This is a genomic window from Streptomyces uncialis (assembly GCF_001905345.1).
Classification (GTDB): Bacteria; Actinomycetota; Actinomycetes; order Streptomycetales; family Streptomycetaceae; genus Streptomyces; species Streptomyces uncialis.
Genome location: NZ_LFBV01000001.1, coordinates 1,398,393 through 1,422,603, shown reverse-complemented (window position 1 = coordinate 1,422,603; position 24,211 = coordinate 1,398,393). Strand labels below are relative to the sequence as shown.

Sequence of the window (24,211 nt, the reverse complement as noted above, 5' to 3'; positions counted from 1 at the left end):
CACGATGGAGATCCCGGCGTGAAGCAGAAATTCGATGACCTCGCCCTTTTCGGCGGCCCGGCGGAATTCCCGCAGCCCTTGTGCGTGGGACGTCCGACGGTCGGTGACCGTTCGCGTTTCCTTGAGCGGCTGAACGGGGCGCTGGACGAACAATGGCTCACCAATGGCGGCCCGCTGGTGCGGGAGTTCGAGGAGCGGGTCGCGGAGGTCGCGGGCACCCGCAACGCCGTGGCGACCTGCAACGCGACCATGGCACTGCAACTGCTGTACATGGCGACGGAGCTGACCGGCGAGGTCATCATGTCCCCGATGACCTACGTGGCCACCGCGCACGCGGCCCGGATACTGGGCCTCACCCCGGTGTTCTGCGACATCGACCCGGCCACCGGCTGCCTCGACCCGCGCGCGGCCGAGGCCGCGGTGACCTCCCGTACCTCCGCGATCGTCCCCGTCCATCTGTGGGGACGCCCCAGCGCGATCGACGAGCTGGAGAAGGTCGCCGACCGGCACGGACTGCGGCTGCTCTTCGACGCCGCGCACGCCCTGGGCTGCACCTACCAGGGACGGCCCATCGGCGGCTTCGGCGGCGCCGAGGTGTTCAGCTTCCACGCCACGAAGGTGGTCAACAGCTTCGAGGGCGGTGCCGTCGTCACCGACGACGACGACCTCGCCGGCCGTCTGCGGTCCCTGCGCTCCTTCGGCTTCGGACCCGACGGCAACAGCCAGCGCACCGGCACCAACGCCAAGATGAGCGAGGCGGCCGCCGCGATGGGGCTGACCTCCCTGGAGGCGTTCGGCGAAACCGTCCTGCACAACCGCGCCAACCTCGCGCACTACGCGTCCGAGCTGGCCGGCCTCGACGGCGTACAGGTCGTCACCTACGACGAGGACCAGAGCCCCAACTGCCAGTACGTGGTCGTCAAGGTCGACGAGAACGTCACCGGCATCCACCGCGATCTGCTGATGCGGGTGCTGGCCGAGGAGAACATCGTCACCCAGCGGTACTTCTCCCCCGCCTGCCACCAGGTCGAGCCGTACCGCACGGAGCGACCCGTCGAGCTGCCGCACACCGAACGGCTGGCGGGCCAGGTGCTCGCCCTGCCGACCGGGCCCACGGTCACCGCCGCGGACATCCGACGGGTGTGCGCCGTCGTACGGTGCGCCGTCGGGCAGGGCCCCGTGGTGACCGACCGGTTCCGCCAGGGGGCGGACCGCGCACCGGTGAGGGCGACCCGCTGACGACCGGTCCGAGCCGCCCCAGGGGCGCGCGATCCGTCGGTGACCGAGGGGTTCTGAGGAGACGGCATGAATCGTGAGTCCAGACACCTGAGCATCGGGCTCCTCGGCCCGCTGTCGCTGCGCCTCGACCAGAAGCCGGTGCGCACCAGCGCCCCCAAGCAGCGCCAGGTGCTGGCGCTGCTCGCGGTGAACGCCGGCCGGACCGTCACGGTGCCGACACTCGTCGACGAGCTGTGGGGGGACAGCCCGCCGCGCAGCTTCGCCACCACCCTCCAGACGTACATCCTCCAGCTGCGCAACGCTTTGGCCGCCGTCGACTCCGGCCACCCGGACGCACGGCAGCTGCTCAGCACCCGCCGCCACGGCTATCAGCTGGAGGAGGACGCGTGCGAGACGGACGTGGAACTGTTCCACCACCGGGTGCGCACCGGACGTGAGGCCTCCGAGGCGGGTGACCACCGGTACGCCTCGGAGGAGCTGAGCCGCGCGCTGGAGCTGTGGCGCGGCGCGGCACTGGTGGGCGTCCGGCTCGGGCGGGTACTGGAGATCGAGGCGCAGTCGCTGGAGGAGCACCGGCTGAAGGCGCTGGAGCTGCGTATCGAGGCCGATCTGCATCTGGGGCGCCACGCCGACCTGCTGGGCGAGCTGACGTTCGTGGCGGCCAAGCACCCCATGAACGAGAACCTGTGCGCGTTCCTGATGACCGCGCTGTACCGGGCGGGACATGTCGGACGGTCGTTGCAGGCGTTCCACCGGCTCCGGTCGGTGCTGGAACGGGAGCTGGGCATCGAGCCGTGCCCGAGGCTCCAGCGGCTGCGGACGGCGATCGTGTCCGGAGCCGGACGCTGAGCCCCTGGACGGGAGGCGGAGAGATGCGTGACGTGTGCGAGACACGCGGGGACGATCCGGTCGGGCGGGCGGTCGCCTGTATCCGGGAGCGGTACGGCGATCCGCTGTCGCTCACGGACATCGCGGAGAGCGCCAGGCTCAGCCGCTTCCACTTCGCCCGGCTGTTCAAGGACACGACCGGGATCACGCCCGGCCGGTTCCTCGCGGCGGTGCGGCTGCACCAGGCCAAGCGGCTCCTGCTGAGCAGCTCGCTGAACGTCGCGGACATCGCGGCGTCGGTCGGGTACAGCAGCCTCGGTTCGTTCACCACGAGCTTCACGGCCGGGGTCGGGGTCTCCCCCGGACGGTTCCGCCGGCTGTCGCGGTCCGGCGGCGGGCCGGGTGCGCCCGGTCCGGCTCTGCCCGCTCCGGGTCCGCCCGGTCCAGGTCTCGCCGGTCCAGGTCTGCCCGGTCCGTGGCCGGGTGCGCGGGACGGGTCCGGCGCGGTCGCGGGGACGATCAGTCTGCCGGACGGGCACGGGAACGCGCGGGTGTACGTGGGCGCCTTCCCGACGCCCGTCGTCCAGCATCCGGCCGCGGCGGGGATCGTCGTCGACGTGCCCAGCGGGCGGCCCTCCTGCTACCGGCTGCCGGACGTGCCCGTGGGGACGTGGTACGTGCACGCGGTGGCCGTCGCCGACGGGGTCGGGCCCGATCCCCGGGCCCGTCGCACCTCGCTGGTCGGGGGGCACGGGGCTGTCGCCGTCGGTGCGGGCACTGTCACGAGTACGGCGGTGCGGCTGCGGCGGGACCGGCCGGCTGATCCGCCCGTGCTGCTCGCGCTGCCCGATCTGGAGCCCCCGCGTACGCCGCTGGCCCCTGCGGGGTGCCCTGCGAGTGCCTTGCCTTCGGTGGCCGCCACCGCGTGACGCCTTCGCTTGCGCTTCCGAGGATTCCCTGTGCTGGGCGTACTTCGTTCCTGTGCCGTCGCTCGGTGGGTTTGCGCAGTTCCCCGCGGGTCGCCTTCGCTTGCGCTTGCGAGGTCCGTCCGGCGGGACGTACTTCGTTCCTGTGCCGTCGCTCGGTGGGTTTGCGCAGTTCCCCGCGCCCCTTTGGGGCGCCATCTGCTGGTTCTTTGGGTCGGTGCCGGTCGGGATTCTCCGTCCTCGATCCGACACGCTCGGTAATTCGTTTCGTTGCCCGACTGAAGAGCATCGGAGTCTGCGAGCAGAGATTCCCGCCCACCCCCTCCCGCAGTCCGGCGAGTGCGCGAGGAGAGTGGTTCCGCACCCGACCGACAGCCTCAAGAGGCGCCCCCAAAGGGGCGCGGGGAACTGCGCAAAAACGAGGACGGTCCCGCACCCGAAAAGCGACCGTAATGGGGCACCACCCAGGGGCGCGGGGAACTGCGCACCCCCGTCCGACCCGTACAGGAACAAGTACGTCCAGGTGGGGAACCCCAGGGGCGCGGGGAACTGCGCGAGCAACCACGGGCCATCCGCACCCGCACGGAAACCGCAAGAGGCGCGACCCCAGGGGCGCGGGGAACTGCGCACCCACGGACGTACCTGTGTGGGGACGAGTACGTCCAGGTGGGGAACCCAGAAGCGCGAGCGAGGGTAACCCGTTACACCGCCTCCTGCTTGGTCTTGAGGCGTTCCGCGAACGTGCTCCACTCGCGGCCGATGCTCTCCGCGATCGGCGCGATCACGCTCTGCCAGTGCTCCGGGATGGAGCTGACGAACTCCCGCCAGCCGTCAGGATCGTTCGCGTGCAGGGCCATCCACTGCAAGAACTCCTTGCCCGCCTCGGTGTACCGGATGGTCGGGTCCTTGGCCATCTTGCCCGCGATCCCGGACCAGGTGACCGGCGCGTCGGTGTGGTTCCTGCGCCGCAGCGGCACACCGCCGCCGGACGGCCCGTCGGTGTCCCGTTCCGCCGTCTCGTCGGCCGCGCGCAGCACCGGCCGGCCGGTGGTCCCGGGCGGGGGCAGGTCCACGGGCGCCGGGGCCCGCTGCCCGTCGAGTTCGGGGCTGGTGCCGCGGCGCAGCCGTGAGCTGACGTCGTGCACCGTGCCGAGGGAGACATCGGTGTCCCGGGCGACCTGCCGCAGCGGGGCGTCGGGATGCGCGCGGATGTACTCGGCGGCGCGCCGCCGGCCCTCACCGGCGGCCACCGGCCGTCGTCTGCCGTCCCGGCCCAGCCGTTTGGCGGAGGCGGTCCCGCCCGGGGACCGGCCGCGCAGCGACGCGATCGTCTTGGCGCTCAGCCCGGTGATACCGGCGATGGCGCGGTCGGACCAGTCGGGATGGGTGGTGAGGACGCGCTGGGCGCCCGAGACCCGGTCGGCCTTCGACAGCGGCAGCCCGTGCGAGCTGTTCGCCTTCATGGCGAGGACGAGCGCTTCCGAATCCGTGCAGTCGAGAAAGCGTGCCTCGATGAAATGGTCGCCGCGCAGCTTCGCGGCTTCCAGCCGGTGCAGCCCGTCAATGACGCGCCAGCCGTCCTCCTGGACGAGAATGGGCGGCAGCGCCGAGGTTCCCGCCGCGTCGACGAGCAGTTGGACATGGGCGGCGTTGGTGCCGCCCTTGCGCAGATATTGTTCCGGTGACAGATCGCTCACCGGAACGTCCCGTACCGGAAGCTGCTCGAAATTCTTCAGATCGAATCCGTCGTTGGTCACCGATTCATCGGCATCCGGCGTGACAGAGCCGAAGTCGCCCGCGATCAGGACGGCCCGCCCATGGTCCAGAGCCATTCAGTGTGCTCCTTTCTGCTGCCGTGCCCTGAGAGTGGCAGAGGCGTCTTTAGCCGGAGTCGAGGGCGGCTGGACGCACGGCTGGAGCGGATTCGAGTTTCCGGGTGCGGGTGGTTCAGACGGGCTGTGCGGTGACGCCGGTGCGGGCGGTGCCGAACCAGCGGCCGAGGGCGTCGGACAGTCCGTTCCCGCCGCCGGTCGAGGTCCAGGCGACGTAGCCGTCGGGGCGGATCAGTACGGCGTCCGGCGGGGTGCCGCGGCCGGGTGCCCAGTCGCCGGTGACGACGTCGACCCGGTCGTTCCAGCCGTCCGCGATCCGCGCGGCGTCGGTGGCGGCGCCGGTCACGACGAGCACACCCCGTACGGCGCGCAGCAGTTCGACGACGCGTACGCGGGAGCCGTCGGGGCGGACGATCTCCTGGGCGGGCGGCATCCGCAGGCCGAGCAGGGGGTGGCCGCCCGGTCCCATGTCGTAGCGGATACCGAGCCCGCTGAGCATCCCGGCCAGATGACCGGCGGCGTCCTTGTGGCCCATCAGTTCGGTCAGCACCTCGCGGACCGGGTCCATCTCCTCCCCGGTGAGGCGCAGTTCGATCGCGGCGCGGGCGTTGCGGCCCAGCTGCCGTCCGACCGGGCGGCGTTCGGACTGGTAGGTGTCGAGCAGGGTGTCCGGGGCCCGGCCGCCGATCACCGCCGCCAGCTTCCAGCCGAGGTTCACCGCGTCCTGCACCCCCACGCTGAGGCCCTGCGCCATGGCCGGGGGCTGTACATGGGTGGCGTCCCCGGCCAGGAACACCCGGCCGCGCCGGTACTCGTCGGCCACCCGGGAGGCGTCGGTGAAGCAGCTGATCCAGCGGCAGTCGCCGTGGTGGATGGACTCGCCGGTGAGCCGCTGCCAGGCGTCGGCCAGTTCCGCGTACGTCAGGGAGTCCCGGTCCCGGGGCCCCATGCCCCGCTCATGGACGACGACCCTGGTGACGCCGTTCTCCAGGTCCATCGCCATGACCATGCTGCCGCCCGGCAGGTCCTCGCCGATCCGGCGGCGGCGGGTCTCGATGCCGGTGACGTCGGCGGTGTAGAAGCCGCGGGTGGGCTCCGGGCCGGGGAAGCCGATACCGGCGAGCCCGCGGACCGTGCTGCGGCCGCCGTCGCAGCCGACGAGATACGCGGCGCTCTCCTCGCCGGGGCCGTCCGGCCCGTCGAAGGCCACCACCACGCCGTCGGACGTCTCACGGAAACCGGTCACCTCGTACCCGCGCCGCACCGGCACACCCAGCTCGGTCACCCAGTCCTCCAGCATCCGCTCGGTGCGGTACTGGGGGATACCCCGGGCGGCGAAGTGGTCCTCCTCGAACACGCCGAGGTCGATCGGGACCCCGCCGAAGTGGCTGTCGGCGCGTTCCGTGCCGCCCAGCCTGCCGAGCAGCCCGCGCTGGTCGAAGCACTCGGCGGTGCGCCGGGTGAAGCTGGCGCCGCGTGACTCCCGCGACGGGGCGGGCAGCCTTTCGAGGACGACGACGTCGAGGCCGCCGAGCCGGAGTTCGCCGGCCGCCATCAGCCCGACCGGGCCCCCGCCGACGACGATCACGTCCCTGGTCATTCCCACGCTCCTCATCGGTCCGTTACGGCCGGTCACCGGACGGCCGGGGTGGCGGTGGCATCGGTGCGGGCGGCGCCGAACCAGCGGCCGAGCGCGTCGGACAGCCCGCGGCCGCTGCCGGACGAGGTCCAGGCGACATAGCCGTCCGGGCGGATCAGCAGCGCGTCCGGCAACGGCTCCTGCCCGGGCGCCCAGTCGCCGGTCACGATGTCGATCCGGTCGGCCCAGCCGCCCGCGAGACGGCCCGCCTTCGCGGCGCCGCCGGTCACGACGAGCACCCCGCGCGCGGCGCGCAGCAGTTCCCCGGCCCGGACCCGGCTTCCGTCGGCGCGGATCACCTCGTGGCCGGGCGGCATCCGCAGGCCCAGCAGCGGGTGGTCGCCCGGACCCATGTCGTAGCGGATACCGAGCCCGCTGACGATCCCGGACAGCTGACCGGCCGCGCCCTTGTGGCCCGCCAGCTCGCCCAGCACCCCGCGCAGCGGTTCCATGCTGTCGTCGCCGAGGTACACCATCGACGCGGCCCGAGTGTCGCGGACGAGCCGCCGGCCGACCGGATGGCGCTCGGCGTGGTACGTGTCGAGCAGGGTGTCCGGGGCCCGGCCGCCGGTCACCGCGGCGAGCTTCCAGCCGAGGTTCACCGCGTCCTGGAGTCCGGCGCTGAGCCCCCAGGCGGCCAGTGGCGGCAGGTCGTGCGCGGCGTCCCCGGCCAGGAACACCCGCCCGCGCCGGTACGCGTCGGCCAGCGCGGTCCCGTTGCCGCGGGCCCACACCCACTCCGCCCGCGCCCCGTGGACGGACTCGCCGGTGAGCCGCTGCCACGCGTCCGCGACGCGTGCGAACGTGAGCGTCCCGGGGTCGGGGTCCTTCGGCAGGCTCCGGTCGTGGATCACGATGCGCCAGCGTCCGCCGCCCAGCGGGGTGCTCACCACCATGTTCCCGCCGGGCAGGCGTTCGCCGATGGGCCGGGGGCGCAGCTCCGCCCCGGTGATCTCCGCCGTGTACATACCCCGGGTGGACGCCGGGCCGGGGGCCTTGATCCCGGCCAGCGCGCGGACGGTGCTGCGGGCCCCGTCGCAGCCGACGAGATACGCGGCGGAGTCCTCGCCGGGGCCGTCCGGCCCGTCGAGGGCCACCACGACACCGTCGGGCGTCTCACGGAAGCCGGTCACCTCGTACCCGCGCCGCACCGGCACACCCAGCTCGGCCAGCCAGCTGCCCAGTGCCTCCTCGGTCCTGGCCTGGGACAGACCCAGTACGCCGCTCTGGTCCTCGTCGAGCAGGCCCAGGTCGAAGCGGACGCCGCCGAAGTGGCCCATCGCGCCCCAGCGGAAGTCCCCCAGCCTCGCGAGCAGCCCGCGCTGCCCCAGGGATTCGGCGGCCCTCCGGTTGAAGCCGAGGGCACGGGATTCCCCGGCGGGGGCGGTCAGCCGGTCGTAGACGGTGACCTCCGCCCCGCCCATTCGGAGTTCACCGGCCAGCATCAATCCGACCGGACCGGCACCGACAACTATTACGCCAGACTTCATCTTCCGGTCCTCCGCGCTGTGGCTCTGGAATCGGCGCCGACAAACTACACCGGGCCGCGGTTCGACTGCGGATCGAGCACGGTTGAACGCTTCGCCGACCGCAACCACGGAGACACCCTTGTCCGTACGGCACTTCACGGTGAACACGGAAATCTTGCGGCCACGGGGGACAGACGGTTCATTGGTGGGGCGGTATCGCAGTTCTCCGACCATGAAAGCCGACGAAAAGGGACTCCGACGTGACGGTGGAGAGGATCGCGCTTATCACCGGCGCCAACAAGGGCATGGGATTCGAGACGGCGCGGCAACTGGGCGAGCTCGGAGGTGTCGTCCTCGTCGGCGCCCGCGACGAGGGGCGCGGCAAGCGGGCCGCCGACGCGCTGGTGGACCGCGGCGTCACGGCGGTGCCGCTGCGCCTCGATGTGACGGACCCGGCCTCCGTGGCCGCCGCCGCGGCCGAGGTCGAACGGCGCTACGGGCGGCTGGACGTGCTGGTCAACAACGCGGGCGTGGCCGGTGGCTTCACCGGGGCGCCCAGCGCGGCGACCGCCGCCGACATGCGGGAGGTGTACGAGACCAATGTCTTCGGGGTGGTGACCGTGACCCACGCGATGCTGCCCCTGCTGCGCCGTTCGGCGGCCGGGCGCATCGTCAACATGTCCAGCCATCTGGGGTCGCTGACCCTGAATTCCGACCCGGGGACCCCGTTCGCGCGCATCAACATGATCGCGTACCAGTCCTCGAAAACCGCGCTGAACGCCGTCACGGTGGCATACGCGAAAGAACTGCGGGGGACGACGGTCAAGATAAACGCCGCCTACCCCGGAATCGTGGCCACCGACATCAACGGCCATCAGGGGCAGCGGACTCCGGCGGAAGGCGCCGTGATCGCGGTGCGACTCGCCACCCTCGACGACTCGGGACCGTCGGGAGCATGCCTCTCCGACGACGGAACCGTGCCCTGGTAACGGCACCGCCCGAAATTCCGTGACGCCGCCCGGACATTCCCGTTCCGCGCGGCTCCCGGAGGAACACCCTGCCGGATCGCACGGCATCACCCGCGAGAGCAGCCCGGCGGCGAAGAGAATTCCGGCCGGGAAAGCAGACATGGAGGAACACGGTGGCGGTAGACGGGACGATCCTGGTGCTGGGCGGGACCGGCCGGCAGGGCGGGGCGCTGGTGCGCGAACTGCTGCGCCGGGGAAGGCCGACGCATGCCCTGGTGCGTGATCCCGAGGCGCCCGGGGCGCGGGCGCTCGCGGACGCGGGCGCGGTGCTCGTCCACGGCGACATGGACGACGAGGCGTCGCTGCGGGCCGCCATGAAGGGCGTCCACGGGGTGTTCAGCGTCCAGCCCTTCCGGACCCCCGGCGGGGTGGCCGCCGAGGAGCGCCAGGGCCGGGCGGTGGGCGACATCGCGGCCGGGTCCGGGGTGGCGCATCTCGTCTACAGCTCCGTCGGCGGCGCGGAACGCGCCAGCGGCATCCCGCACTTCGAGAGCAAGTGGAACGTCGAACGGCATCTGCGGACCCTGGACCTGGCGGTGACCGTCCTGCGGCCCACCATGTTCTACGACGTCTTCGAGGAGATCAGCCCCCGCCGCGTGGACGACGGACTCGTCCTCGGTATGTGGCTGCGCCCGGAGGTCCCGGTCCAGATCATCGCGACCGACGACATCGCCGCGTTCGCCGCGGACGCGTTCGACGACCCGGCCGCCTGGGCGGGCCGGCAGGTCGAGATCGCCGGGGACGAGCTGACCGGACCGCAGATGGCGGAGGCGTACGCGCGGGTGTCCGGCGTCCCCACCCGGTACGAGTACCTGCCGATCGAGAAGCTCCGCGCGGTCCGCGAGGACCTGGCCACCATGTTCGACTGGTTCGACCGCGAGGGCTACCGCGCCGACCTGCCGGAACTGCGCCGCCTCCGGCCGGACCTCATCACCCTGGAGACCTGGCTGCGCGCCAACTGGACCGCGCCGGTCCTCCAGCCCTGACACCCCGCCGTACCCGCCGGTGGCGGTGTTGGAGCCGGTGGAGCCGACCCGGCAGGTACAGCGGGTACGGGCTGGTCCTCCAGGAACGGCCGCGAAGCCGTCCGGGAGCCGGGTTACCGGTTCTCGGACGGCTTCGACGGCTTTCGTGGACCCGGCGGTTCCGGTGATCCCGGCGCTGCCGCCCGCTTCGGCGGCCTAGACGGCCTCGGTGGCCTCGGCCAGGTCGGCGTCGCGGTCGACGAGTGCCGTGTAGCGGCCGCCCTTGGCGAGCAGTTCGTCGTGGGTGCCGCGTTCGACGATCCGGCCGCCGTCCAGCACGATGATCTCGTCGGCGTCCCGGACCGTGGAGAGCCGGTGCGCGATGGTGATCGTGGTGCGGCCCGCGCTCGCCGCGTCGATGGCCTCCTGGACGGCCTGTTCGGTCCGGGTGTCGAGGGCGCTGGTGGCCTCGTCGAGCACGAGGACGGGCGGGTCCCGCAGTACCGCGCGGGCGATCGCCAGGCGCTGTTTCTCCCCGCCGGAGAACCGGTATCCGCGCTCGCCGACCACGGTGTCGTAGCCCCCGGGCAGGGACGCGACATGATCGTGGATATGGGCGATGCGCGCCGCGGCGACGAGTTCCTCGTCGGTCGCGTCCGGCTTGGCGAACCGCAGGTTCTCCGCGACGGTGGCGTGGAACAGATACGTCTCCTGGAAGACGATGCCGACCGCGGCGGCCAGTACGTCGAAGGACATGTCCCGTACGTCGACGCCGTCGATGGTGACACTCCCCGCGTCCACGTCGTACAGCCGCGGGATGAGATAGCTGAGGGTCGTCTTGCCGGAGCCGGTCTCGCCGACGATCGCGAGGCTGTTCCCGGCGGGGACGGTCAGATCGATGGCGTCCAGCGTGCGCTCCCCCGTACCGGGGTACGAGAAGCACGCGCCCCGCATCCGCACCTCACCGCGCAACTGCTCGGGGGCACGGGGGTTCCTGGGTTCGGGGACCTCGACGGGCAGGTCCAGGTACTCGAAGATCCGGGCGAACAGTTCGAGCGAGGTCTGGATCTCCACGCCCACCTCCAGCAGCGAGACGGCCGGGCGCAGCAGGTTCTGCTGCAATGTGGTGAAGGCGACCAGCGTCCCGATGGAGATCGCCATATGGTCGCCGCGGCCCGCCAGTCCGGCCACCCAGTAGATGACCGCGGGCATCGAGGCCAGCACGATCCATGTCGTCGACTGGGCCCAGCGGCCCGCCATCATGGAGCGCACCTCCAGATCGGAGAGCTTGGCGGACTCGTCGGTGAAGTGGCCGGTCAGCGAGCGTGAGCGGCCCATGGTGCGGCCGAGCAGGACACCGCTCACCGACAGGGACTCGTGCACGATCGAGGAGATCGCGGCGTGCTGGCGCTGCCGGTCGCGGGTGATGCGGCGGCGCTGGGTCCCGACGCGCCGGCTGACCCAGAGGAAGAACGGCACCATGACGAGCGACGCGAGTGTGAGCCGCCAGTCGAGGACGGCCATGGCGGTGACCGTGGCGGCCACGACGGTCACGTCGGACACCAGGGTCGTCGCGCTGGTGGTGACGGTGGCCTGCATGTCGCCGATGTCGTTGGCGATACGCGACTGCACCTCGCCGGTGCGGGTCCTGGTGTAGAAGTCCAGCGACATGCGCTGGAGGTGCCCGTACATGGCGCTGCGCAGATCGTGCATGACGCGCTGGCCGACCTTGGTGGAGACATAGGTCTGCCAGACGTTGAACGAGCTGTTCGCGACGGCCACGACGACCATGGCGAGCGCGAGCACGCTCAGCAGACCGGTGCGGCGGTCGGGCAGCGCCACGTCCATGATCTCGCGGATCAGGAACGGATTGACGAGCGAGACGAGCGACGAGGCGACCACGAGGGCGCCGACGAGCAGCAGACTGGGCCGGTAGGGGAGGAACAGCCGGACGATACGCCGCAACGGCACCCGGGGGTTGGCCTCCCCGGCTTCCCCGGCCTCTCCGGATTCCCCGGGCTTCCCGGGTATCCCGGACGTCCGGGCGTTCCCGGGTATCCCGGGCTGCCCGGTCGTCCCCGGCCCCCCGGACTTCGCGGACTCCCCGGACTCCGCGGCGGCGCCGGTCGTCCCGGTCCTCGATTCGGCGGTACTCAATAACGCCTCTCCCCCGCCGGTCGCCCGGTGCCCGTGCCGGCCGTGCGCCGACCGGTCACTCGGACTCCCAGCTGTAGAACCTCGTCGCCATGGCGTCCGCGGGCGTGCGCCAGGTCGCCGGGTCGTAGGCCTCGATGTGCGGCTTCAGGTCCTCGCTGATCCGGATGAAACGCGGATCGGCCTTCGCCTCCTCGATGAGCTCGCCGCCGTTCTCGGTGTCGAAGTCCTGGAGGTGGAAGTACAGACCGCGGAACGCGAAGAGCTGACGCCGCCGCGTTCCCATCCGGTGCGGCATCCCGGTCGTGTCGAAAGCGCTGAAGAGCCGGGCCACGTCGGCGGTGGCCCCGGGGTCCATCCTGGCCACGATCAGATTGCTGTGCATGGTGGCGATGCCTCCGTCGTTGGTGTCCGTCGTCGGTGTCCGTCCGGTCGGGAGTGCCGCTAGCGGAGCCGTTCCTGGAGCGCTGCCCATTCGGCGCGCTCCGCACGCGACAGGGGTGGGCCGGAAGGCTGTTCCCGGTGTTCGCGCCCGTCGCCCGGCCCGGTCACCGGTCCGGTCGTACGTGCCGTCCGGGCGGTGACGCCCGGCGGGACCGGGGTCATGCCGTAGGGCGGGCCCATCCACATCAGCCCCATCCACATGAACCCCTCACCGAGGAGGTTCAGGACGGACAGCGCGGCGGACTCGAACCAGGTCGTCCTCACCGGGTGGCGGTGAAACCGGCCAGGACCCGGCCGAGGATGTCCGTCTGCACCCGGTGCCACGAGCCGGGCAGCTCCATGCCCCAGCCGTTGGGCAGCGCCTGCGCGGTCGCCCGTGCCGCCGCGCTCAGCCAGTCGCTGGTGCTGTCGCTGCTGACGACGAGCGACGGAATACGCATCGGGGCCAGCCGCTCGACGGGGACCTTGAAGTCGCCGCAGATGGCCGCGTCGTACGGGAGGGTGTGCGCGTTCGCCTCGTTCATCGCCCACAGCGGGGTCTGCCGCCATTCCGCGATGGTGTCGGGGGTGAAGCCCACGAGTTCGGCGAGGAAGTACTCGACGGCCTCGCCGCGCTTGTCCCCGGCGAGCAGGGCCTTGAGGGCCGCCAGGAAGTCGGCCGGGGGCTGCGGGTAGCCGTCGATGCGGAAGTACGGCTCGTGCAGTGCCAGCTTGGTGATCGGGGCGCCGGCCATGGCCGCTTCCAGCGCGAGATTGGCGCCGGACGAACCGGCGAACACCACCGACTCGCCGCCGGCCGCCTCGATCACCGCCGTGAGGTCCTCGATCTCCCGTTCGACGGCGTACTCGGGGGAGTCCCCGCTCTCCCCGCGCCCCCGGCGGTCGTAGACATAGGTGGTGCAGTGCGGTGCCAGCTCCGGCACCAGCGGATCGAAGATCGTGTGATCGCGGAATCCGCCGTTCAGCAGCACGATCGGCGGTCCCTCACCCGTTTTCTCGTAGGCGATCGTCGTGCCGTCCCGCGAAACGACCTTGCGCATCACGCACTCCTCACCCCGGATGGACATGTGTTCGCGCCGCAAATTTCCGGTACCCCGGTTGACCGCCGGTCGAGCATCGGTCGGGGCCGGGCGGCAGCGGCGGGCGGCGGGCGCCGAATCCTGTGGGATGGTGGTGGTGTGATACTGGAAGATCTCGTCCGGCTGCGCAGGGCACGGGACCTGATGGACCGTGAGTACGCGAAACCCCTCGATGTGACCGCGCTGGCGCGTACGGCGCTGATGTCCCCGGGCCACTTCTCCCGCAGTTTCCGCGCCGCCTACGGGGAGACCCCGTACAGCTATCTGATGACCCGGCGGATCGAGCGGGCCAAGGCGCTGCTGCGGCGGGGCGATCTGACGGTGACCGAGGTGTGCTTCGCGGTCGGCTGTACGTCGCTGGGATCGTTCAGTTCACGTTTCACCGAGCTGGTCGGTGAGAGCCCGAGCGCCTACCGCGCCCGCGGCCACGACGACGGAGCCGCCATCCCGGCCTGCGTCGCCAAGATCCACACCCGCCCGGTCCGGGGCGGCACCTCCAAGGCGGCGCCCGAAGGCTGAGGGCTGTCCCCGGCGTGGATAGCATCACCTGGACAGCGCGGGACGTCCGCGACCGCGCCAGGCGTCCCGGCCCGGCAAGGAGGCCATATGAGCGAGGCGTACTCGCCGATCCCGGAGTTGAACCTGCTCAAGGAGTTCGAGGGCCGGATCGGCCGGGTCTACTACTCGGACGGTTTCGAGCTGCGCGAGTACGGCGCGGATTCCGGCCTCGACACCTGGTCGGAGCATCCGGATTTCCTGAGCCGGTTCATCCCCTTCGCGCGGGCCAACGGCTCCGGCTCCGACTACGCGCTGTGGCGGTGCGACGACCGGACCGACCTCGCCACGCTGCCCGTCGTCCTGGTCGGCGACGAAGGCCATCTCTATGTGATCGCGCGAGACCTGATGGAGCTGTTCCAGCTTCTGCTCATCGACAGCGAGCCAATGTACGACTTCGGGTTTCTCGACGCTGAAGACGTCGAGGAACACAGCGAGGGGCACCATGAGTTCCGCGTCTGGTTGAAGCAGACCTTCGGTCTTGAACCGCCGGAGGACCCGCACGCGCTCTGGACCGGGCGCGAGGAGTCCGACGACCGGTTCAGGGCATGGGCGAGCCGGTTCATCGAGTTGGACGATCGCTGACGGTCCATCGCGGTTCGTGATCTCCGTGGCTGTGCGGTTGGTCGTCGGCAGTGCGTCAGTGGACGGGGTGCCAGTGCGGCAGCGCGTCGTCCAGCAGCGGCGCCTCGGGCCAGTCCCAGATCAGGCACCCCCACACCAGGCCGGGCACATCGGGGCCCATGGCGTCCGCCGGCCCTTCGGTGAGCGTGCGGTGCACGGCTTCGAGATACCCGGCGATCGACGCGTAGCGGGGCTGGTCGCAGGCCAGGTTGTCCGGGTGCGACCAGGTGCCGACGCCGTCCGCGCCCACGTAGTCCCCGGACTCGGGGCCCGCCTCGTCGCCGGTCAGCCACGGCACCACCGGGGCGCCGCCCCACACATCGACACCGTCGATCCCGGGCAGCCGCGGCCAGAGCGCGTCCGCCGGGCCGAGCAGGATCCCGCCGGGCAGGAACTCCCCCGAACGGACCTCACCCGCCACCTCGTTGGCCTCGATGTACTGGTGTTCCACACCGCCGCACAGCCGCCAGAGCGCGCCCAGTTCAGCGGGCAGACCGAAGCCGAGGTACCGCCTCAGCTCGGCGTCGGCAATCTCGATGGCCTGCTCCGGGGCGGGCGGCAGCAGGGACGCGTGGGAGACCGGGGCATGCGCCTCCAGCCAGTCCATGAGGCGGTGCCAGGCCGTCTCCACATTGAGTTGATCGCTCATCCCGCCAACCTACCGAGCCCTCCGGCGGGTTGCGGTCCGCTGTCGCGTCGCGGTCCCGCCGGGGACCACGGGACAGCCCTTAGCATGCAACTCATGAGTATCAACCTTTCGCAGTGCTTCATCGCCGTCGACGACCACGACAAGGCACTCGCCTTCTACCGCGATGTCCTGGGGCTCGAAGTCCGCAACGACGTGGGCTTCGAGGGCATGCGCTGGGTGACCGTCGGCTCCCGGGACCAGCCCGACGTGGACATCGTCCTGGAGCCGCCCGTCGCGGACCCCAACGCCTCGCCCGCCGACAAGCAGGCCATGGCCCAGCTCCTCGCCAAGGGCCAGCTGCGCGGGGTCATCTTCGACACCGACGACTGCGACGCCACCTACGAGCGCATCCGCGCGGCCGGTGGCGAGGTCGTCCAGGAGCCCGTGGACCAGCCCTACGGCGTCCGCGACTGCGCCTTCCGCGACCCCGCCGGGAACATGCTGCGCTTCACCCAGCCCCGCCGCGCCTGACCCGCGGGGCCGAGAGGGACCGGTCCGGCCGGCCGGACCGGTCAGGATCGGAGAAGCGCGGGAGCCCGGTCCCCGTCTAGCGTGATCACATGGACATCGCCATTCACGCGAGCTTCCTTCCCCACACCGATCCGGACGCCTCGCTCGCCTTCTACCGCGACATGCTGGGCTTCGAGGTCCGGGACGACGTGGGCTACGACGGGATGCGCTGGATCACGGTCGGGCCCGCCGGCCAGCCCAGTACGTCCCTCGTGCTGCAACCGCCGGCCGCCGACCCGGGCGTCACCCCCGACGAGCGCCGGACGATCACCGAGATGATCGTCAAGGGGACGTACGCGGGCGTGGTGCTGTCCACGGCCGATGTCGACGCGCTCTTCGGGCGGCTGAAGGCGGGCGGGGCGGAGATCGTCCAGGAGCCGACGGACCAGCCGTACGGCGTGCGTGACTGCGCCGTGCGCGACCCCGCGGGCAACCACATCCGTATCAGCGAGATCCGCTGACCCCACCGACCGGCGGCCGAGGCGGCACCAGCCCCAGGCGTACGCTCACCCACTCCCCTCACCCACGCCCCTGGAGGCAAGGATGACGCTCTCGCTCGACGCGATGGGCCTCGGTGTTCCCGAGGTCGAGGACGCGCGGACCTTCTACACCACGACCTTCGCACCGACCGCCGACGACCGCGGCCGGCATGTGAACCTCGACATGCACGGGACCGGACAGGTCGCCCTGTACGGGACCGAGGCGCTCGCCGCGGACGCGGGGAAGGACGCGGAGCCCGCGTCCGGCTTCCGCGGCTACATGATGACCTTCATCGTCAAGCAGCCCACCGAGGTCAAGAACGTGGTGGACGCCGCGGTCCAGGGCGGCGCGAAGGTCCTGAAGCCCGCGAAGAAGTCGCTGTTCGGCGCGTTCTCCGCGGTGTACCAGGCCCCGGACGGCTCCATCTGGAAGGTGGCGGCCCCCACCAAGAAGGACAAGGGCCCCGCCGCGAGCCCCGCGGTGCCGACCGAGACCGCGGCACTGCTCGGCGTGGCCGACATGAAGGCCGCCAAGGCGTTCTACGAGGCGCTGGGCATGAAGGTCGACAAGGACTACAAGCACTACGCCGACTTCCACCCGGACGCGGGCAGCTGCCGGCTCGGCCTGATGCCGCGCGGAACCCTCGCCAAGGACGCGGGCGTCGAGGACGGCGGCAGCGGCTTCCGCGCGGCGGTGCTGCACCGCAGGGCCGGCTCCCGCGCCGAGGTCGACACGACCCTGGCCGCGGCCGCCGCCTCCGGCGGACTGATCGCCGTCGAGGCGGGCGAGACCGGGGACGGGTACTCCGGGCACTTCAGCGACCCCGACGGCTTCCTGTGGAAGGTGACCGCCGCGTAGGGTCCGAGCCTGCGGACCGCACCCGGCCGGGCGGCCCCGGTCCCGGATCCGGCAGAAGGCTCCGGGCCGGACGGAGCACCCGGACCACCCGGCACGGCCCGCGAGGGGCCGGGCGCCGCCGCGGCGGGTGAACGTGAGGGCGGCCCCGCCCGACGACAGGGAGAACGATGACGAAGACCCCGAGGACGGACCCGCCCTCGCCCGCGCCGCACACCGCCGACAGCCACGACATGATCCGGGTGCGGGGCGCGCGCGAGAACAATCTCCAGGACATCAGCATCGAGCTCCCCAAGCGCCGCTTGACGGTGTTCACCGGGGTGTCCGGCTCGGGCAAGAGCTCGCTGGTGTTCGCCACGATCGCCGCGGAGTCCCAGCGGATGATCAACGAGACGTACAGCGCCTTCGTACAGGGCTTCATGCCCACGATGGCCCGCCCAGACGTCGATGTCCTCGACGGGCTGACCAGCGCGATCATCGTGGACCAGGAACGCCTCGGCGCCAACCCCCGCTCCACCGTCGGCACCGTCACCGACGCCAACGCGCTGCTGCGCATCCTCTTCAGCCGTCTCGGGCAACCGCACCTCGGCTCACCGCAGTCGTTCTCCTTCAACGTCCCCTCGGTCCGCGCGGCCGGCGCGGTCACCGTCGAGCGCGGCGACAAGAAGACCGTGAAGGCGACCTACACCCTCACCGGCGGGATGTGCCCGGGCTGCGAGGGCCGGGGCACCGTCTCCGACATCGACCTCACCCAGTTGTACGACGCGTCCAAGTCACTGGTCGACGGCGCGATCACCGTGCCCGGCTTCAAGGCCGACGGCTGGTCGGTGCGCTTCTACTCCGAGTCGGGCTTCCTCGTCCCCGACAAGCCGATCCGCGACTACACCGAGCGGGAGCTGCACGACTTCCTGTACCGGGAGCCCGCCAAGGTGAAGATCGCGGGCACCAACATGACCTACGAGGGGCTGGTGCTCCAGGTCAAGCGGTCGTTCCTGGCGAAGGACCGGGAGGCGATGCAGCCGCACATCCGGGCGTTCGTGGACCGGGCCGTCACCTTCACCGCCTGCCCGGAGTGCGGCGGCACCCGGCTGAGCGCCCCGGCCCGCTCGTCGAAGATCAAGGGGGTCGGCATCGCGGATCTGTGCGCGATGCAGATCAGCGATCTCGCCGTATGGGTACGCGAGCTGGACGAGCCGTCGATGGGGCCGCTGCTGACCACCCTGCGCCACACCCTCGACAAGTTCGTGGAGATCGGGCTGGGCTATCTGTCGCTGGACCGGTCCTCGGGCACCCTGTCGGGCGGTGAGGCGCAGCGCGTCAAGATGATCCGCCACTTCGGCTCCTCGCTCACCGACATCACCTATGTCTTCGACGAGCCGACGATCGGGCTGCACCCGCACGACATCCGGCGGATGAACGATCTGCTGCTCCAGCTGCGGGACAAGGGCAACACGGTGCTCGTCGTGGAGCACAAGCCGGAGGCGATCGCGATCGCCGACCATGTGGTCGACCTCGGTCCCGGCGCCGGTTCGGGCGGCGGCACCGTCTGTTTCGAGGGCACCGTCGAGGGGCTGCGGGCCAGCGGCACCCTCACCGGCCGTCATCTGGACGACAGGTCCACGCTCAAGGACAAGGTGCGGACCCCGACCGGCGCCCTGGAGATCCGGGGCGCGGACACCCACAACCTCAAGGGCGTCGACGTCGACATCCCGCTCGGGGTGCTCACGGTCGTCACCGGGGTCGCCGGGTCCGGCAAGAGCTCGCTCGTGCACGGCTCGATCCCGCCCGGCGAGGGTGTGGTGTCGGTCGACCAGACACCGATCCGCGGTTCGCGCCGGAGCAACCCGGCCACGTACACCGGGCTGCTGGAGCCGGTCCGCAAGGCGTTCGCCAAGGCCAACGGCGTCAAGCCCGCGCTGTTCAGCTCCAATTCCGAGGGCGCCTGCCCGAACTGCAACGGCGCGGGCGTCGTCTACACCGACCTCGGGATGATGGACGGTGTCTCGACCGTCTGCGAGGAGTGCGGCGGCAGGCGGTTCCAGGCGTCGGTGCTGGAGTACCGGCTCGGGGGCCGGGACATCAGCGAGGTGCTGGCGATGCCGGTCAGCGAGGCGGCGGAGTTCTTCGGCTCCGGTGAGGCCCGTGTCCCGGCCGCGCACGCGGTCCTCGGACGGCTGGTGGACGTCGGCCTCGGCTATCTCGGCCTCGGCCAGCCGCTCACCACGCTGTCCGGCGGTGAGCGCCAGCGGCTCAAGCTCGCGACGCACATGGGCGACAAGGGCGGTGTCTACGTCCTGGACGAGCCGACCACCGGTCTGCATCTCGCGGATGTCGAGCAGCTGCTCGGGCTGCTCGACCGGCTGGTCGACGCGGGCAAGTCGGTCATCGTGATCGCGCACCACCAGGCGGTCATGGCGCACGCCGACTGGATCATCGACCTCGGTCCCGGCGGTGGCCACGACGGCGGCCGGATCGTCTTCGAGGGCACCCCCGCCGAGCTGGTCGCCGCCCGTTCCACCGTCACCGGCGAGCATCTGGCGGCATACGTCGGCGCCTGACCCCGCCCCCAAGGCCCCGTCGGCCCCGTTCGACTGTTCCCCCCCGGTCAGTTGAACGGGGCCGACGGCTGTCCCGGCCGCGTCCGGGGCGGGACCACCCGGCGGCGCCCGGCGAGGATTGCGAACAAAAGGACGGCCACGGGACGATGACCGCGCCTGTCGACATCGGTCCGCCGTCTCACGGGAAGCAGATGAATCCCCATGAAGTTTCTTTTCACCGCCGGTGGGAGCCACTCGACCGTCTTCTCCATGGCCCCGCTCGCGACGGCCGCGCGGAACGCGGGACATGAGATCCTGCTGACCGTCGACGAACCGACGCTGGCAACCGCGGAGGCCATCGGCATACCCGCGGCCCCGACCCCCCACCCCGGACAGGCCGCCGCCCGGCTGGACGCGCTGCTGGAGCTGGCGCGCGACTGGACGCCCGATGTGGTCGTGGGCGGTCTGTCGTACGTCCCCGGGCTGCTCGCCGCCCATCTCGACGTGCCGTACGTGCGCCACTACTGGGACATCGTGCCGCTGCGGGACGAGCCCGCGCTGCCGCCGCTGCTGGAGCGCATGGGCCTGACCGGGCCGCCGGAGCACGCCCTGTTCATCGATGTCTGTCCGCCGTGCCTGCGTCCGTCGCCGACCCCGGGCGCGCGGCCGATGCGCTGGGTGCCGCGCAACCGGCAGCTGCGGCTCGAACCCTGGATGTACACCCGTCCCAAGGGGCGCCCCCGGGTGCTGATCACCGCGGGGACCCGGGCCTTCAGGCTGCGCAACACCGGCGCCTCCATGCGGCGGCTGGTGGACGAACTGACGCTGACGGGGGCCGAGGTGCTGGTCGCGGCGCCGCCCGGTGCGGCCGAGGAGTTCGGCACGGAACTGGGCGATGTCCGGGTCGGCTGGCTGCCGCTGGACGTGGTGGCCCCCACCTGCGATCTGATGGTCCATCACGGCGGGGCGTCCACCGCGATGACGGGCGCGAGCGCCGGGGTGCCGCAGCTGATCACCCCCGAGAACGACTACGCCAAGGCGATCGCGCGGGCCTTCACCGGCTTCGGCGGCGCCCGCACGGTGGTGCCGCAGGAACGCCCCGACGAGGACCCGGGCGAGGTCATCGCGGCGAGCTGCCGGGAGATCCTCGGCGATCCCCGCTACGCCGAGCGGGCCCGCGCGCTCACCAAGGAGATCGCGGCGCTGCCGACGCCGTACGACGTGGTCGAGCAGCTGGAGACGATGGCCGGCGGCTGACCCGCGGCGGCCACCACGGACAACGGCCCGCCGGCCCGGTGGCATCCGGGCCGGCGGGCCGTTCCCGCTGTGCTCTGCGCGCTTCTCGCGCTCTTCGCGCGGTCAGGCGGTGACGCGTACCGCGTGCGAGCGGACCCGGTCGACCAGTTCCGCCTGATGGGTGATCGCCTCGGCCTGCGCGTCGTAGTCGGCGCCGTCGAGGACCGAGCGGGCGAAGTACTCGACGATGTTCCTGAACTGGTGGTCGGCGGGGAGGGTCAGTTCCTCGGCGTGGTCCTGGGACACGATCCGGATCACCGGCTGCCGGGCCGGGGGCGGGGTGAACGCCCGGTCCAGGGTGAGCCGGCCGTGGTCGCCCCAGATCCCGTACCAGGACCGGTAGGAGTGCTCGAAGCCGAAGGACAGTTCGGCGGTGACGCCCGACGGGGCGGCCAGCAGGATGTGGCCGGCCACGTCGACGCCACGGGTCGGGTGCAGCCGCAGCACCGAGCCGATGACGTCCAGCTCGGGCCCCAGGAAGTAGGAGGCCGCGCGGATCGGGTAGACGCCCACGTCCAGCAGGGCGCCGCCGCCGAGCCCGGAGTCGTACCGTACGTCGGCCTCGTTCAGCGGGGGGATGCCGAAGCTCGCGGAGAACACCCGGGGCGCCCCGATCCGGCCGTCCGTGACGAGGCCGCGGACCGTGGCGTGCTGGCCGTGGTGGAGGAACATGTAGTTCTCCATCAGCCACAGCCCGGCCTTGCGCGCCTGGTCCACCAGGTCGAGGGCGGTGGTCTGGTCCCAGGTGAGGGGCTTCTCCGACAGCACGTGCTTGCCCGCCGCGAGGGCCCGGCTCACCCAGTGGGCGTGCAGACCGGTCGGCAGCGGGACGTACACCGCGTCGATGTCCGGCCGCTCCAGCAGTTCGTCGTACCCGTCGGCGGCGGCGCAGCCGAAGTGCGCGGCGAACCTGCGCGCCTTGGCCGGGTCGCGGCTCGCGACGGCCTTCAGCTCGATCCCGTCGGCCTCCTGCATCGCCGGCAGGACCCGGCGGAACGCGATGGACGCGCACCCCAGGACTCCCATGCGGACCACGTGCATGCGGTGCGTCCTTTCACCAGAGGCTGTGCAGGCAGGCGACGAGGGTGCGTGCCTGGACGCTCAGGTAGTGGCTGTGCCGGAGCAGTCCGCTCAGCTGGCCGAGGGTCACCCAACGGTAGTCCTGCGGGACCCGCAGCGGGAAGTCGTCCTCCACCTCGACCACCAGGTAGCGGTTCTGGGCGTCGAGGAACCGCCCGCCCTCCTCCGAGAGATGGGCGTCGAACCGGATACGGGAGGGGTCGGCGCCGAGCACGTCGTCGAGATAGCGGGGCTGCGGCAGGCCCGTGTAGTTCTCCGGGATGAGCTGGAGGGTCGGGCCGAGCTCGACGGTGTCCACGAAGCCGGGTTCGACGCGGGCGTGCGCGAGCACATGCATGACCCCGTCGACGGTTTTGGCGAGGTAGGCGATGACACCGCGTCCGACGGGTGCCAGCAGCGGCTGCCGCCAGGACTGCACCTCCCGCGAGGTGGCGCTGACGTCGACCCCGACGACCCGGAAGTGCTTGCCGTCCTCGTGGACGATCTCGTGGGCCGTGCGCTTCCAGCCGGTGATCCGGTTGGCGGGGACGAGGCTCGCCGACATGTCGTGCCGGGTGCGCTCGCCGGTGAACCAGCTCAGCACATCGCCGAGTTCGTGCAGGGAGCCCGCGGAGCGGTCCAGGGACCGGGCGAGCGCGGCACGGAACGCGGCGGGCGCGTGACGGGAGCCGCTGTCGCCGGGCGGCGGGGCGAACGGCATGCAGGACAGCACCGTACGGGCGTCCATGTTCACCAGGTTGTCCGTGTGCAGCAGGTCCAGGACCTCGCGCAGCGGCAGCCAGCAGAAGTCGTCGTGCAGCGGGACGTCCCCGGTCACCTCGACGACCATGTTGCGGTTGCGCTTGCGGTAGAACCAGGAGCCCTGTTCGGACTGGAGGACGTCGACGAGCACCCGGCCGCGGTCCTCGCCCTCCGCGAAGTACTCCAGGTAGCGGGTCCGGCCGCCGCGGTGCACCCGGGTGTAGTTGCTGCGGGTCGCCTGGACCGTCGGGGACAGCTGGAGGGTGTTGACGTTGCCGGGTTCCATCTTGGCCTGCATCAGACAGTGCGGCACCCCGTCGAAGACCTTGACGATGATGCCCAGGATGCCGATCTCCGGCTGGTTGATGATGGGCTGCGACCACTGGCGCACGGGGCCGCTGTCGCTGCGGACGTCCATGCCCTCGATCGAGAAGAACTTCCCGCTGACATGGCCGAGGTTCCCGGTGTCCGGGTCGAAGCGCCAGTCCCCGAGTTCGTCGAAGGGCACCTGGGTGACGTCGAAGCGGTTCGACCGGGCGCGCTCCGCCCACCAGGGTGCGAACCGGTCGGCCGCGCGGGGCGCCAGCACCGAATCGGTGAACATCCGCGCGGCGCTGTCGTGCCGGGCCGGGGCGGACGTCATGCGAGGTCCCTCTCGATGGCCCGGCACCGCTCGTAGTCCGGCAGCAGTCCCGCCGCCGCCGCTTCCGCCAGCCCCGGGGCGATCCGGTCCCGGTCGGACAGGATCGGGTCGATGTCACCGGGGATCGGCAGCCCCAGTTCCTCGTCCAGGACGGATATCCCCAGCTCGTACTCGGCCACATAGGGCGCGGCGAGCATGTACGACATGACGGTGTCGTCGGCGAGCGCGACGAAGGCGTGGCCGACCCCGACGGGGAAGTACACGGCGCGGAACTCCTTGGGGTTGACCCGCACCGCGTCCCACTTGCCGAAGGTGGGCGAGCCCACCCTGATGTCGACGACGATGTCGATGGCCTCACCGGCGGCGCAGTAGACGTACTTCGCGGTGCCGGGAGGGGTGAGCGTGTAGTGGACGCCCCGTACGACGCCCCGTTTGGACATGCTGTGGTTGGTCTGCGCGACACGGAACAACGGGGCGCCGTGCGCGCCCGTGAACGCGTGCTGCTGATAGGGGGACACGAACAATCCGCGCTGGTCGGGGAACACCTCGGGGGTGAACACGTACGCACCCTCGACCGCAAGCTCTTCCGCCTTCACTGC

At 71.4% G+C, this 24,211-nt stretch carries 23 protein-coding genes; 12 read left to right on the top strand and 11 right to left on the bottom strand.

Annotated elements, in window-relative coordinates:
• Positions 1-18 precede the first annotated feature (18 nt).
• The 3 genes from AB852_RS06150 (at position 19) to AB852_RS06140 (ending at position 2,996) form a co-directional block, all read left to right on the top strand.
• Positions 19-1,239 carry an aminotransferase class I/II-fold pyridoxal phosphate-dependent enzyme gene (locus tag AB852_RS06150; RefSeq protein ID WP_073785517.1) on the top strand — a complete coding sequence of 407 codons (1,221 nt, stop codon included), beginning with the start codon at positions 19-21 and terminating at the stop codon, positions 1,237-1,239.
• 66 nt (positions 1,240-1,305) lie between these two features.
• A complete protein-coding gene (locus AB852_RS06145) occupies positions 1,306-2,088 on the top strand; it encodes an AfsR/SARP family transcriptional regulator (RefSeq protein ID WP_073784339.1) in 783 nt (260 codons plus the stop codon).
• Between the two features lie 23 nt (positions 2,089-2,111).
• On the top strand, positions 2,112-2,996 hold the full coding sequence (locus AB852_RS06140) for a helix-turn-helix domain-containing protein (RefSeq protein ID WP_073784337.1): 885 nt from the start codon (positions 2,112-2,114) through the stop codon (positions 2,994-2,996).
• A gap of 698 nt (positions 2,997-3,694) precedes the next feature.
• Here the strand turns inward: AB852_RS06140 and AB852_RS06135 are convergent.
• From AB852_RS06135 to AB852_RS06125, 3 genes are all read right to left on the bottom strand, one after another.
• The gene (locus AB852_RS06135; RefSeq protein WP_073784335.1) at positions 3,695-4,825 is read right to left on the bottom strand and encodes a ParB/RepB/Spo0J family partition protein; all 1,131 of its coding nucleotides are present in this window, start codon (positions 4,823-4,825) and stop codon (positions 3,695-3,697) included.
• A 115-nt stretch (positions 4,826-4,940) separates the two neighbouring features.
• Positions 4,941-6,425 carry an FAD-dependent monooxygenase gene (locus AB852_RS06130; RefSeq protein WP_073784333.1) on the bottom strand — a complete coding sequence of 495 codons (1,485 nt, stop codon included), beginning with the start codon at positions 6,423-6,425 and terminating at the stop codon, positions 4,941-4,943.
• A gap of 32 nt (positions 6,426-6,457) precedes the next feature.
• Positions 6,458-7,954 carry an FAD-dependent monooxygenase gene (locus AB852_RS06125; protein WP_073784331.1) on the bottom strand — a complete coding sequence of 499 codons (1,497 nt, stop codon included), beginning with the start codon at positions 7,952-7,954 and terminating at the stop codon, positions 6,458-6,460.
• 239 nt (positions 7,955-8,193) lie between these two features.
• On the opposite strand from AB852_RS06125, the gene AB852_RS06120 reads away from it, so the two are divergent.
• Positions 8,194-8,922: an SDR family oxidoreductase gene (locus AB852_RS06120; protein ID WP_073784329.1), complete on the top strand. Its 729-nt coding sequence runs from the start codon at positions 8,194-8,196 to the stop codon at positions 8,920-8,922.
• Positions 8,923-9,074: 152 nt separating this feature from the next.
• On the top strand, positions 9,075-9,947 hold the full coding sequence (locus tag AB852_RS06115; RefSeq protein ID WP_107499131.1) for an NmrA/HSCARG family protein: 873 nt from the start codon (positions 9,075-9,077) through the stop codon (positions 9,945-9,947).
• Positions 9,948-10,142: 195 nt separating this feature from the next.
• Here AB852_RS06115 and AB852_RS06110 read toward each other — a convergent pair whose 3' ends face one another.
• The 4 genes from AB852_RS06110 to AB852_RS06090 form a co-directional block, all read right to left on the bottom strand.
• The gene (locus AB852_RS06110) at positions 10,143-11,957 is read right to left on the bottom strand and encodes an ABC transporter ATP-binding protein (RefSeq protein WP_143201190.1); all 1,815 of its coding nucleotides are present in this window, start codon (positions 11,955-11,957) and stop codon (positions 10,143-10,145) included.
• Positions 11,958-12,138: 181 nt separating this feature from the next.
• Positions 12,139-12,465, bottom strand: a complete 327-nt coding sequence (locus tag AB852_RS06100) for a TcmI family type II polyketide cyclase (protein ID WP_073784327.1) — start codon at positions 12,463-12,465, stop codon at positions 12,139-12,141.
• Positions 12,466-12,524: 59 nt separating this feature from the next.
• Positions 12,525-12,788: a hypothetical protein gene (locus tag AB852_RS06095; protein WP_073784325.1), complete on the bottom strand. Its 264-nt coding sequence runs from the start codon at positions 12,786-12,788 to the stop codon at positions 12,525-12,527.
• Positions 12,785-13,564 carry an alpha/beta hydrolase gene (locus AB852_RS06090; protein WP_073784323.1) on the bottom strand — a complete coding sequence of 260 codons (780 nt, stop codon included), beginning with the start codon at positions 13,562-13,564 and terminating at the stop codon, positions 12,785-12,787. Before AB852_RS06090 ends, AB852_RS06095 begins: the two co-directional genes overlap by 4 nt.
• Positions 13,565-13,702: 138 nt before the next feature.
• On the opposite strand from AB852_RS06090, the gene AB852_RS06085 reads away from it, so the two are divergent.
• Positions 13,703-14,122: a helix-turn-helix transcriptional regulator gene (locus AB852_RS06085; RefSeq protein ID WP_073784321.1), complete on the top strand. Its 420-nt coding sequence runs from the start codon at positions 13,703-13,705 to the stop codon at positions 14,120-14,122.
• An 87-nt stretch (positions 14,123-14,209) separates the two neighbouring features.
• A complete protein-coding gene (locus tag AB852_RS06080; protein ID WP_073784319.1) occupies positions 14,210-14,743 on the top strand; it encodes a hypothetical protein in 534 nt (177 codons plus the stop codon).
• A gap of 55 nt (positions 14,744-14,798) precedes the next feature.
• On the opposite strand, the gene AB852_RS06075 is transcribed toward AB852_RS06080, so the two are convergent.
• A complete protein-coding gene (locus AB852_RS06075; RefSeq protein WP_073784317.1) occupies positions 14,799-15,431 on the bottom strand; it encodes an SMI1/KNR4 family protein in 633 nt (210 codons plus the stop codon).
• Positions 15,432-15,524: 93 nt separating this feature from the next.
• On the opposite strand from AB852_RS06075, the gene AB852_RS06070 reads away from it, so the two are divergent.
• From AB852_RS06070 to AB852_RS06050, 5 genes are all read left to right on the top strand, one after another.
• On the top strand, positions 15,525-15,941 hold the full coding sequence (locus AB852_RS06070) for a VOC family protein (RefSeq protein ID WP_073785511.1): 417 nt from the start codon (positions 15,525-15,527) through the stop codon (positions 15,939-15,941).
• 89 nt (positions 15,942-16,030) lie between these two features.
• Entirely contained in the window at positions 16,031-16,441 is a 411-nt protein-coding gene (locus AB852_RS06065) for a VOC family protein (RefSeq protein ID WP_073784315.1), read from the top strand.
• A gap of 82 nt (positions 16,442-16,523) precedes the next feature.
• Positions 16,524-17,318 carry a VOC family protein gene (locus AB852_RS06060; RefSeq protein ID WP_073784313.1) on the top strand — a complete coding sequence of 265 codons (795 nt, stop codon included), beginning with the start codon at positions 16,524-16,526 and terminating at the stop codon, positions 17,316-17,318.
• Positions 17,319-17,485: 167 nt separating this feature from the next.
• Positions 17,486-19,873 (top strand): ATP-binding cassette domain-containing protein, encoded by a 2,388-nt coding sequence (locus AB852_RS06055; RefSeq protein ID WP_073784311.1) that lies wholly within the window; start codon positions 17,486-17,488, stop codon positions 19,871-19,873.
• Between the two features lie 201 nt (positions 19,874-20,074).
• Positions 20,075-21,109: a glycosyltransferase gene (locus tag AB852_RS06050; protein ID WP_073784309.1), complete on the top strand. Its 1,035-nt coding sequence runs from the start codon at positions 20,075-20,077 to the stop codon at positions 21,107-21,109.
• Positions 21,110-21,211: 102 nt separating this feature from the next.
• Here AB852_RS06050 and AB852_RS06045 read toward each other — a convergent pair whose 3' ends face one another.
• The 3 genes from AB852_RS06045 to AB852_RS06035 are packed head-to-tail and all read right to left on the bottom strand — an operon-like array spanning position 21,212 to position 24,208.
• Positions 21,212-22,189: a Gfo/Idh/MocA family protein gene (locus AB852_RS06045; RefSeq protein WP_073784307.1), complete on the bottom strand. Its 978-nt coding sequence runs from the start codon at positions 22,187-22,189 to the stop codon at positions 21,212-21,214.
• Positions 22,190-22,202: 13 nt separating this feature from the next.
• Positions 22,203-23,612 (bottom strand): NDP-hexose 2,3-dehydratase family protein, encoded by a 1,410-nt coding sequence (locus AB852_RS06040; protein ID WP_073784305.1) that lies wholly within the window; start codon positions 23,610-23,612, stop codon positions 22,203-22,205.
• Complete coding sequence (locus tag AB852_RS06035) at positions 23,609-24,208, bottom strand: dTDP-4-dehydrorhamnose 3,5-epimerase family protein (protein ID WP_073784303.1); 600 nt, start codon at positions 24,206-24,208, stop codon at positions 23,609-23,611. Before AB852_RS06035 ends, AB852_RS06040 begins: the two co-directional genes overlap by 4 nt.
• Between the last annotated feature and the right edge of the window lie 3 nt (positions 24,209-24,211).